Genomic DNA, 10,812 nt, shown 5'->3' with positions numbered 1-10,812 from the left:
CTAGTGTCCTGAGTCGGTAGTTCATTGGCGGTTGTAGGGTTGGGGGATGCCGGGCCCGAAGCCGTTGTCATTGGAGTTGTCCGAGCGCGAACGCCGCGTACTGCGAGGCTGGTTGCGCAAGCGGACCGCGGGGCAGGCCTTGGTGCTGCGCGCGAGGATCGTGCTGGCGTGCGCCGAGGGCCGCCCGAACGCGCAGGTCGCGCAGGAGCTCGGTATCTCGCGGGAGACGGTGCGCAAGTGGCGGTCCAGGTTCGCTTCCGACCGTCTTGAGGGACTCGTCGACGCTCCGCGCTCGGGTGCCCCGCGCAGGATCACGGACGAGCAGGTCGAGTCCCTGGTCGCCCGGACCCTCGACCAGGCACCCCCTTCGGGGGATTCGCACTGGTCGACGCGGTCGATGGCCCAGGCTGCGGGCATGTCGCAGTCCGCAGTCTCCAGAATCTGGCGGGCGTTCGGCCTCAAACCGCACATCGTGCAGACATGGAAGCTGTCCACCGACCCGCAGTTCGTGACCAAGGTCCGCGACGTGGTGGGCATCTACCTCGCCCCGCCCGAGAACGCCCTGGTGCTGGCGGTGGACGAGAAGTCGCAGATCCAGGCCCTGGACCGCACCCAGCCCGTGCTGCCGCTGGCACCGACGACGCCGGCGCGGATGACCCACGACTACGTCCGCCACGGCACCACCAGCCTGTTCGCCGCACTCGACATCGCCTCCGGCTCGGTCATAGCCCAGCACTACCGACGCCATCGCCACCAGGAGTTCCTCCGTTTCCTGAAGACCATCGACGCCGCCGTGCCCAAGGACCTGGACCTGCACCTGGTCCTGGACAACTACGCCACCCACAAGACCGAAGCGGTCAAGAAGTGGCTGCTGCGACACCCCCGCTTCCACCTGCACTTCACTCCCACCTCGGCATCCTGGCTCAACCTCGTCGAACGCTGGTTCGCCGAGCTGACCTGCCGCAAACTCCGCCGCTCGGCCCACCGCAGCGTCGTCGAGCTCGAACGCGACATCCGCGGCTGGATCAACGAGTGGAACAAGAACCCCAAGCCGTTCGTGTGGACCAAGACCGCAGACGAGATCCTCGAAACCCTCGCCGCATACTGCACACGAACTAACGACTCAGGACACTAGCACCTCACGCTGCTAGGTCTAGCACCCCCGCTAGCAACGAATTCACCGCCTGAGCAGGCAACTAGCAGCTAGCACCGCCCACGCCAGAGCCCCGGTTTCAGGCTGAAACCGGGGCTCTGGGGCTCCGCTACTCTCGCTAGTCCGGGAGGACCACCCGTGCTACCGGGAAGGTAAGAAGCCGGGCTTCTCCTCTCCGAGCGCCCGAAGGTGCGCAAGGTAGTCCTGCGCGGCCGGTTCGGCGCTGTACCGGTTCCTCACCTCGGCAGCCAGTTCACGGCTCGTCATGATGAGCGACGGCACGGACTGGCGGTCTCCCTGAAGTGCCCGCTCTCCCATGATGAGCGCCTGGTCCAAGTCGCCCTCACGGGCTGCCGTTACCCCCAAGGTCACACGCGCTTCGGCGTTGCGCATCGGCGCGCGCTCCGTGCCGTCGAAGTCCGTACCCGACCTGAGGACTTCTTCCGCGAGGGTCCGAGCCAGCTTGTCCTCACCGACCAGGCGGTAGCAGTCCATCGAGTAGAAGTCGAACTTGGCAGGGTCCACCACGAAGTGGTTGTCCAAGTTCTCCGGGTGCGGCATTCCTTCGAGAAGCCGCCGGCCTTTGTCGAGAGCGACCTCTACTTGCCGACGGTCCCCCAGTCGGGCCCATGCCTTTGCTTCCTGGCCCGCGAGTTGCACCGCGACGCCGTGGTGTGTGGCCACATCCGCGCCAGCCTGGGCTGCCGCGATGACGCCGCGGTAGTCCCCAGTGGTCAGCGCGAACCAGGCTCGCATCTCATGCGCCCACCCTGCGATCTCAGCATGGTCCGACTCGGTCGCAAGGGACAGTGCTGCTCGCCTGGTCGACTCGGCAGCGTGACGATCGCCGGAGTCGTACTCGACACAGCCGACCAAGAGGGCGAGCCATCCGGAGAGCGCCAGTACCTCGCGGTGCTGGGCGAGAGTGAGGCTCTTGGAGTGGAGCTCCACGACCCGCCGCAACCACTGGCGGCCCTCGATGAGCAGCTGGCCACTGGGCATAAACGGGTACTCGGAGCAGAGTCGATCCGTCGTGATCCGCAGCGCATCAAGCGTCGCGCTATCGACGTCCGAGCGATTGAGACGACTGACGATCTCAAGCGTTTCCATGCCGCTTGCGGCAAGGATCTCTTTGTCTCCGTCGCGGCGGCCAGGCGCGGGAAAGAGCGCGTGCGTCACAGTGCCGAAGGTGGCCGCGATGATGGGTTGGTAGAAGTCGCTCGGCACCGCTCCCGATTCCCACCGCTTCCACTGCCGGATCATGCTCTCGTCGGCTGGCAGATCGGTTGGCGCGTGGGCCCGCAGTGCTCTCACCGCGTCGCGCTGCGACCAGTCACGCGCGGCTCGCTCAGCCGCGATGCGCCGTGCCCATGCGGGCCTGTCGTCGACCATGTGCCCTCCTCCGAGTGCTTACCGCGAGTCTTGCTGTACCACCCTGGGGACACGCAAGGGGACAGAGCAGGGACACCGCTGGTGTCCCCACCTCGGCAGGCCCGACACCAGGCTGTCACCTACCTTGAACGCTCCGTCTCCCGCACGGTGGTTGCAGATCACATGCCACCCGGTCCGGAGCGCGCTTCGAGCTCCGCGACCCGTTCAGTCAACGTCTGAATCTGGGAGCGGATTTCCTTGATGTCGTCACGTACGTCTTCCTTTGACTCACCGCCGCTGACGAAGTTGCCGAGGTTTCCCGCCGACTCGATCACCCCTTCAGCCCGCAGGATGGCCAGGCCGTTCTGGACGGTCTGGCCGGCGAACCCGAACCGGTCCGCCAGCTCCCGCTGCGTGGGCAGCCGCTCACCGGGCTGCATCTTCTTCACTTCCTCGCGCAGCACGTCCGCGACATGCACGGCCTTGGGCTTCGGTCCTCCTGTGACAGTCATGCCCTGAGAGTACCCACTAGAGCGAACTAGTGCACACCACCGCACGAGGCTTGCTAACTAGCTCAGACTAGTGCACGCTAGTTAATAGCTGGTCGCCGCTCACACGGCGGCAATCAGCAGAAAAGCCCTGGTCATAGCCAGGGAATGAAGCAGGGAGCGGCTCCCTACCGCCAAGCAGTCAGCCGCTCCCCTAACCCATGAAGGGGTACATCCATCATGCCTGGAACCAGCGCAAAGCGGAGTGGCAAGCGGGCGGGGACGCAGGGGAACGGCCCGGGTGGGCGACGGCTGAAGCACGGGGAGCTCGTGCCCCTGACCGCTGAGGAGTCGGCTCGTCTGGGCGAGTTGTTCGAGGAGCACGGGTCGCGGCTGGTGCGGTATGCGCAGCGCAAGCTGATGAACCGGGGACTCCGGGCTGCGGAAGCGGCGTCGCTCAGTGAGGACATCGCCCAGGAAGCATGGGTCGCGGTGGCTCGTATGGGGGCCGGGGATGTACTTGCGCCGGGGCTGAGCAGCGGTGAAGTGCTCCCGATGCTGTACGTCCGGGTCCAGAACCGGATCTTCAAGCATTTCGAGCGGTCGATGTCGAGTGAGCAGCCGGTGGACTGGCAGGACGCGACCACGTGCGCCGCGCTGTGCCCGCTGATGCCGAGCGGGTGCGCCCTCGCGGAGCTCCCGCAGAACGTGGCGCGGATGGTGGCCGAACTGCCGGACCGTGAGCGTGAGGCGCTGCTGCTGAGCCTGGACGGAGCGCCCGGTGACGGGATCGCGGAGCATCTGGGGTGCGGGCGCACCACCGCCTGGAAGCTGATCGAGCGTGCGCTGCTCCTGCTCCAGATCCACCATCCCGAGCTGTCCCGTGAGCCGGTGGCCGAGGAGGCTCTGCCGGGCTGGCAGCGGGAGGCGCTGGCGCGGGTGAATCCGGCGCAGCGTGCGGCTCTGCTGCGTCTGGACGATCTGTCCCGCCGGGCGCTGCTGCTGTTCCTGGTGGAGGGGCTGACCCGCAGGGCCGTGGCCGAGAGGCTGGGGCTCAAGGACGACTCGCGGGTGGGGTTCCTCCTGTCGGGGTGTGGCTCTCCGATGCGCCGCCTCGGTGCCGACGACATGGAGCAAGCGGCGTGAGGCACGGACACCCGCTGAACTCGGCACGCCGGCGGGCGCGCAAGGTGCAGCTTGCCCGCCGCCATGGGCAGCGCTGCACGTACTGCCGACGGCCGTTCACCGAGCTGCGTGAGGCGACTCTCGATCACATCGTGCCGCAGTCGCTGTTCAGGACCTGGTCGGTTGTTCATCTCGTGCTCGCGTGCCGCGCCTGCAACCAGGCCAAGGCCGATCGACTGCCGCTGTCGATCGCGCTGCTGCTGCTCTGGTCGTACACCCCGGCCGCGCCCGGTGCGGCGGTCGACTGGCCCCTGCTGGCCCGACTCGCCGCCGCCCGTCAGGACGCTCTGACCAGCGTGACGACCCGCGTCACACCCGGCGTCACACCTCGACCGGTCGACCGGCACATCGACCCCCGAACGGACACCTGCACGCCCGCACGGTCGATGCGTGACCTGCGCGTTCGCACCGACTGCGAAGGCACCCGCACGGTCACCACGCGCCTGTGCACGGCCGGAAGGACGGCAGCATGAACACCCCCACCAAACCGTTGAACGCCGTGAACGGCACCGTGAACGACCGGCCCGCCGCCATGAACGATCGACCGGCCGCCGTGAACAGTCGGCCCGGTCCCGTGAACACGAGCCCGACCGGCGTGAACACGAGTCGGCCGACCGATCGGGAGTCGACCGGTGGCGGGGAGCCGGGCAAGAAGCCGTCGGCCGCAACCCGACTCGTCGGCCTGGCCCGTGAACGCTACCGATTCGTCATGTCGACCGACGGCCGCCCCTACGCGGTCGCCGTGAACGGCCCCAACATCGCGCTCCCGCTGCGCGGCCGGGCCGGAGTGCGCCAGCGCCTCGCCCGCCTGTACGCGGACACCTTCGAGGGCGAGGTGGCCTCTCAGTCCGCGCTCGCGGACGCGATGACGGTCCTCGAAGGCATCGCGGAAGACCACGACCCCGTCCCGGTGCATCTGCGCGTCGGCAGCGACGAAGCCGGGGTGATCGTGGTCGACCTGGGCACCGCAGACGGCCGCGCGGTCACCGTGAGCGCACTCGGCTGGGAAGTGGTCGACCGCTCCCCGGTCCTGTTCCGCCGCTCCGGCGCCATGGCCCCGATGCCCACCCCCGTGCTCGATGGTGACGGCCTGGCCAAGCTGCACGGCCTGCTGAACATGGACGAGACCGTGTTCCGCCAGCTCGTCGCCTGGCTGGTCGCCGCGTGGATTCCGACGATCCCGCACCCCGTGCTCACCTTCAAAGGGGAGCAGGGCACCGGCAAGTCCAAGACCGCGCAGATGGTCGTGAACCTCATCGACCCGAGCCCCGCCAGCAAGCGGAGCCAGCCGCGGGACATCAAGGCGTGGTCGGCGCAGGCGTTCAACTCCTGGGCGCTGTGCCTGGACAACATCTCGACCATCCCGCCCTGGCTGTCCGACACGCTGTGCAAGGCGGTGACCGGGGACGGCATCGTGGACCGGGCGCTCTACACCGACGACGACGTCGTCGTGCTCTCGTTCCGGCGGGTGCTGGCCATGACCACCATCGACGCGGGAGCTCTCGCCGGGGACCTGGCCGAACGTCTGCTCATGCTCGATCTGCAACTGATCGAGGAGGACCGGCGCCGCACCGAGGAGGAGTTGGACGCCGCCTTCGAAGCGGTCCGGCCGGCGGTCCTCGGAGCACTCCTCGACCTGCTGGCCTGCGTGCTCGCCATGCTGCCCGGCGTGCGGCTCGACACGATGCCGCGCATGGCCGACTTCGCCCGCGTCCTCGCGGCCGTCGACCAGGTGCAGGACTGGCACACCCTGGACGCCTACCTCACCACGTCCGCGAACGTCGCGGGCGACGCACTGGAGGGCGACCCGTTCGGCACGGCCGTTGCCGCCCTGGTCGAAGAGGCCGGGACGTGGACCGGCACCGCCGCCCAACTGCTGGAACAGGTACAGCCGCCGGGAGGCTTCCGCCCCAACGGCTGGCCCAAGGACGCCACCCGCGCCGGCGGCCGCATCAAGCGCCTCGCCCCGCTCCTGCGCTCCGTCGGCATCACCGTGGACGACACGCAACGTAGCCGCGACCGGCACCGGCACAAGCTCCTCATCCTCACCCGGACCGACCCACCCGACACCACAGCGTCCGCACCCGACCAGGGCTCTCTGTGGCCGCACGTCGCCCCGATCGAACAGGGCCGCACCGCCCCCGACCAGCACTGACGCCACCGGAACACCTCCGGGCCGGGCCGCAATCCAGCGGCCCGGACACGTCACCCGCTGCGGACGCTACAGCCGTCCAGCGTCCGCAGCGTCCACCCCAGCGTCCGCACCCCTCACCCTGCTTGACCTGCACGCTTCGAGCCGTGCGGACGCTGGGACGCTGCGGACGCTGGAATACACCAACTCTCTAGGACGGCACCCGGCATCACTCCCACGCACCGCACCACGGACACGAGGAGTCACCACCAGCCATGGCCGCCACCCCACACCAGGACCCGCGCGACACCCTGCGCGCCGGACTCCCAGACCGCTACCTCACCCCCGAAGACCTCGCTTCCCTGCTCGCCGTGCCGATCGAGACCGTCTACGGCTGGCGCAAGAAGCGCACCGGCCCGCCCGGCTTCCGCGTCGGCCGCCACGTCCGCTACGACCCCGCCGCCCTCCGCGACTGGATCGCCCGACAGTCCGCCCTCGACGCGGCCTGACCCCCGCCACTCGTCGCCGCTTGTCGCTTGTCGCTTGTCGCCCGTAGTGCGGGCTCTGAGCGGCCCTGTGAGAGCCCGAAACGCCCCGTGACCTGCAAGGCGACAAGCGACAAGACAAGACAAGCGACAAGCCGCACGACAAGCCGAACCACTCGGTGAGCGGCCCCCGACAGCACCCGCCGGCGGGCCCCACCGCTCAGGGAGGCAGGGAGGACTCCCTCACCGCCTCCCTGCCCCGCCTCCCTCCGACCGACCTGCGCAAACACCCACCCAGGGAGGCAGGGAGGCAGACACCGGAGCCCCCTCGAAACCCCCTCCACGGCGTTCTGCCGCCCTCCCCCCTCGCCTCCCTCCCTGACACCACCACCAAAGGACAGCAGCCCACATGGCAGGAAGCATTCAGGACCGTTGGTTCAAGACCGAGACGGACGCCAACGGCAAGACCGTTCGCACCAAGACCGCCCGCCACGGCAGCGGTCTGCGCTACCGGGCGCGCTACTTCGCGCCCGACGGCAAGCGAAAGTCCAAGTCGTTCGCCGACGGGCAGAAGCGCCTTGCCGAGCAGTGGCTCAGCAGCATCAGCGCGGATGTGGCTCGCGGCCAGTACATCGACCCGAACGCGGCCCGGACGTCCTTCCAAGAGTTCGCGGAGCAGTGGCTGGCGAGCCAGAGCGGCGACCCGAACACTCGGGCGTCGATGCAATCTCAGCTCAAGCTGCACGCCTTCCCGCGCATCGGGACACGTCCGCTGGGCTCGTTCCAGCCGAGTCACATCCGCGAGTTCGTGACGCAGCTCGAAGCATCCGGCATGTCTGGCTCGTACGCCCGCGTCATCTTCTCCAACGTGCGGGCCATCCTGAGCGCGGCCGTCGAAGACGGCTGTCTGCCCCGCAACCCCTGCAACTCGCGCACGGTGACCCTCCCCGAGATGGGCGCCCGTCGGGTGGTTCCATGGCTGCCGGAACGAGTCTTCGCCATGCGCGCCGCCCTGGTCGAGCGGTTCCAGCCCATGGTGGACGTCGGCGCCGGGTGCGGCCTGCGACAGGGCGAGATCCTCGGACTGTCCGTCGAAGAGCTGGACTTCGACAACGCTACGCTGCACGTCGTCCAGCAACTCAAGCTGAGCCTGAGCCAACCCGTGTTCGCCCCGCCAAAGGGCGGCAAGCTGCGTGACGTGCCGCTCCCCGATCCCGTGGCGGACGCGCTCAAGGCGCACATGAAGCTGTTCCCGCCGATAGAGATCACGCTTCCGTGGATGCGCGCCGGCGGTCCGCCCGTGACCAAGCGCCTGATCTTCACCGGTCCCCTCGGTGGGCACGTCTGGCGCACGTCGCTGAACGAGGATCACTGGAAGCCCGCACTCGCCAAGGTCGGCGTCATCCCGCAGGCAAAGAGCCGCGAACACGCCGCCGCTCGGGAGCACGGCATGCACGCGCTCAGGCACTTCTACGCGTCCGTTCTCCTAGACGCCGGAGAGAGCATCAAGGCCGTCAGCGAGTACCTCGGACACTCTGATCCGGGACTGACCCTGAAGGTGTACGCGCACCTCATGCCGAGCAGCCGGGACCGCGCCCGGAAGGCTCTCGGCCTGGCACTCCGACCGCAGGAACCGGGGCGCTGAGGGCCCAGAGTGGGCCCAGGCCGTGAAAATGCCCCCGACCCGCGCGATAAGCGCAGGTCGGGGGCATGATCACAAAGGCTACTTCTTCTTGCCCTGGTTCTTGACGGCCTCGATGGCGGCCGCGGCGGCCTCCGGGTCGAGGTACTTGCCCCCGGGGACGACCGGGTTGAAGTCGGCGTCGAGCTCGTAGTAGAGCGGGATGCCCGTCGGGATGTTGAGGCCCGCGATGTCGGCGTCGGAGATGCCGTCCAGGTGCTTGACCAGGGCGCGGAGGCTGTTGCCGTGAGCGGCGATCAGGACCGTGCGCCCCGCGAGGAGGTCGGGGATGATGCCGTCGTACCAGTACGGCAGCATGCGGTCGACGACGTCCTTCAGGCACTCCGTGCGGGGGCGCAGCTCGCTGGGGATCGTCGCATAGCGCGGGTCATGGGCCTGCGAGAACTCGTTGTCGTCGGCCAGGACCGGCGGCGGCGTGTCGTAGGAGCGGCGCCAGAGCATGAACTGCTCCTCGCCGAACTCGGCGAGCGTCTGCGCCTTGTCCTTGCCCTGCAGCGCGCCGTAATGGCGCTCGTTCAGCCGCCAGGAGCGGTGGACCGGGATCCAGTGGCGGTCGGCGGCCTCCAGGGCGAGCTGCGCGGTGCGGATCGCGCGCTTCTGGAGGGAGGTGTGCAGTACGTCGGGGAGCAGACCGGCGTCCTTGATCAGCTCACCGCCGCGGACCGCCTCCTTCTCGCCCTTCTCGGTGAGGTTGACGTCCACCCAGCCGGTGAACAGATTCTTCGCGTTCCATTCGCTCTCGCCGTGGCGGAGGAGGATCAGTTTGTACGGTGCGTCGGCCATGCGTACGAGATTAATGGACGCCTCTGACGCTTGACGGTCCGCGTCAATTCAGTGGCACCGCCGAGCGGCTCTCCGTAAGTTCCGGGTACTGAATCAGCCGCTTACGGGGGAGCTCGCGTGTTCATCGTCCCGCTCATACGTTCAGCGCGCCTCACCGTGTCGGGGCTCCCCGGCGGCTTCTGGTGGCTATGGCTTTCGACGCTCGTGAACCGTACGGGCGCTTTCGTCCTGACTTTCCTGTCGCTCTTCCTCACCCAGGAGCTGGGTTTCTCCGGCTGGTACGCGGGGCTCGTCATCGCGCTGCACGGGCTGGGCGGGATCGCCGGGTCGCCGCTGGGCGGGATGCTCAGCGACCGGTGGGGGCGGCGGCCCACGATGGTGACCGGACACCTGGCGGCCGCGGCCTGCGCGGCGGCGCTCGCGGTGGTGACCAGCCCCTGGGCGGTCGCGGCCGTGGTGCTGCTCATGGGCGTCGCCATGCAGTCGGTACGGCCCGCCATCGGCGCGACCATCGCGGACCAGGTGCCCGAGCACGACCGGCGGCGCGCGTACGCGCTGAACTACTGGGCGCTCAACCTCGGCTTCGCCATCGCGGCGACGGGCGGCGGCGCCGCGCTGTTCCTCGGCTACCGGACGCTGTTCCTGGCGGAGGCGGTCGCGACGGCGCTGTGCGCCCTGGTCGTGTTCCTGCGGCTGCCCGAGACCCGGCCGGAGGTGCGGCCCCGCGAGGACGGGAAGGGCTCCGACGGGCAGCGCGTCACGATGCTGGACGTGCTCCGGGACGGGCCGTTCCGGACGCTGGTCCTGTTGAGCCTGCTGGTGTGCACGGTCTTCAGCACCCCGTGGGTCGGCCTGCCTCTGACAATGACCTCCAAGGGGCTGGACCCCGATGCGTACGGCGTGGTCATCGCGGTCAACGGCGTGGTCATCGTCGCCTTCCAGCTGCTGGTCAACAGAATCACCGAGAAGCGGTCGACGGTCGCGCTGCTCGTCGTCTCGTCCCTGCTGTTCGCCGCCGGGACCGGCGCCACCGCGCTGGCGGGGACGCCGCTGATGTTCGCGCTGACCGTGGTGGTGTGGACGGTCGGCGAGATGGTCTACATCCCGGTCAGCGCCGCCGCCACCGCCCGCCTGGCCCCGGAGCACGCCCGGGGCCGCTACCAGGGCGTGATGGGCATGTCCTGGTCGCTCGGCGGGTTCATCGCCCCGGTGATGGCCGGCTGGATCGTGACCGGCCCCGGCCCGGACGTGCTCTGGCTGGGCTGCGCGGTCGTCGGGACCGTCGCGGCCGTCGGGTACGCGGTGCTGCTGCGGCGGGCGCTGGGGAGCGGCGGAGCCGTGCCCGAGGAGGCGCCGGAGGGCACGGCCGGCCCGGTACGGGGCGAGGAGCGGGGCGAGGAGCGGGAGGTCAGCGCCGTCGCATAGGGGCGCGCTGGGCCTCGTGAAGCTTCTGGGGGCGTACGGACACGGGGGTGCCGTACGCCCCCGGATGTGTGTGGAGGGTGCGGCGCGGA

The 10,812-nt window shown here is 69.1% G+C and carries 10 protein-coding genes; 7 read left to right on the top strand and 3 right to left on the bottom strand.

Annotation, left to right across the window (positions count from 1 at the left end):
* The first annotated feature begins 46 nt into the window (after positions 1–46).
* Positions 47–1,135 (top strand): IS630 family transposase, encoded by a 1,089-nt coding sequence (locus tag FVS66_RS13070; protein ID WP_149181358.1) that lies wholly within the window; start codon positions 47–49, stop codon positions 1,133–1,135.
* Between the two features lie 159 nt (positions 1,136–1,294).
* Here FVS66_RS13070 and FVS66_RS13065 read toward each other — a convergent pair whose 3' ends face one another.
* Complete coding sequence (locus tag FVS66_RS13065; protein ID WP_149181357.1) at positions 1,295–2,545, bottom strand: XRE family transcriptional regulator; 1,251 nt, start codon at positions 2,543–2,545, stop codon at positions 1,295–1,297.
* A gap of 158 nt (positions 2,546–2,703) precedes the next feature.
* Complete coding sequence (locus FVS66_RS13060) at positions 2,704–3,036, bottom strand: GntR family transcriptional regulator (RefSeq protein ID WP_262386969.1); 333 nt, start codon at positions 3,034–3,036, stop codon at positions 2,704–2,706.
* Positions 3,037–3,342: 306 nt separating this feature from the next.
* On the opposite strand from FVS66_RS13060, the gene FVS66_RS13055 reads away from it, so the two are divergent.
* The 5 genes from FVS66_RS13055 (at position 3,343) to FVS66_RS13035 (ending at position 8,458) form a co-directional block, all read left to right on the top strand.
* Positions 3,343–4,158: an RNA polymerase sigma factor gene (locus tag FVS66_RS13055; protein ID WP_187645500.1), complete on the top strand. Its 816-nt coding sequence runs from the start codon at positions 3,343–3,345 to the stop codon at positions 4,156–4,158.
* The gene (locus FVS66_RS35900) at positions 4,155–4,670 is read left to right on the top strand and encodes an HNH endonuclease (RefSeq protein WP_262386968.1); all 516 of its coding nucleotides are present in this window, start codon (positions 4,155–4,157) and stop codon (positions 4,668–4,670) included. The genes FVS66_RS13055 and FVS66_RS35900 overlap by 4 nt, the downstream gene beginning before the upstream one ends.
* Complete coding sequence (locus FVS66_RS13045) at positions 4,667–6,352, top strand: ATP-binding protein (RefSeq protein WP_149181355.1); 1,686 nt, start codon at positions 4,667–4,669, stop codon at positions 6,350–6,352. Before FVS66_RS35900 ends, FVS66_RS13045 begins: the two co-directional genes overlap by 4 nt.
* Before the next feature lie 251 nt (positions 6,353–6,603).
* On the top strand, positions 6,604–6,837 hold the full coding sequence (locus tag FVS66_RS13040; protein WP_149181354.1) for a helix-turn-helix domain-containing protein: 234 nt from the start codon (positions 6,604–6,606) through the stop codon (positions 6,835–6,837).
* 385 nt (positions 6,838–7,222) lie between these two features.
* A complete protein-coding gene (locus tag FVS66_RS13035) occupies positions 7,223–8,458 on the top strand; it encodes a phage integrase central domain-containing protein (RefSeq protein WP_149181353.1) in 1,236 nt (411 codons plus the stop codon).
* Between the two features lie 78 nt (positions 8,459–8,536).
* On the opposite strand, the gene FVS66_RS13030 is transcribed toward FVS66_RS13035, so the two are convergent.
* The gene (locus tag FVS66_RS13030; RefSeq protein WP_149181352.1) at positions 8,537–9,298 is read right to left on the bottom strand and encodes a phosphoglyceromutase; all 762 of its coding nucleotides are present in this window, start codon (positions 9,296–9,298) and stop codon (positions 8,537–8,539) included.
* A 117-nt stretch (positions 9,299–9,415) separates the two neighbouring features.
* Between FVS66_RS13030 and FVS66_RS13025 the strand changes: the two genes are divergently transcribed.
* A complete protein-coding gene (locus FVS66_RS13025) occupies positions 9,416–10,723 on the top strand; it encodes an MFS transporter (protein WP_149181351.1) in 1,308 nt (435 codons plus the stop codon).
* Positions 10,724–10,812 lie beyond the last annotated feature (89 nt).

Source organism: Streptomyces sp. TRM49041 (assembly GCF_008271805.1).
Taxonomy (GTDB): domain Bacteria; phylum Actinomycetota; class Actinomycetes; order Streptomycetales; family Streptomycetaceae; genus Streptomyces.
This window is presented reverse-complemented; position numbering and strand designations above follow the sequence as displayed.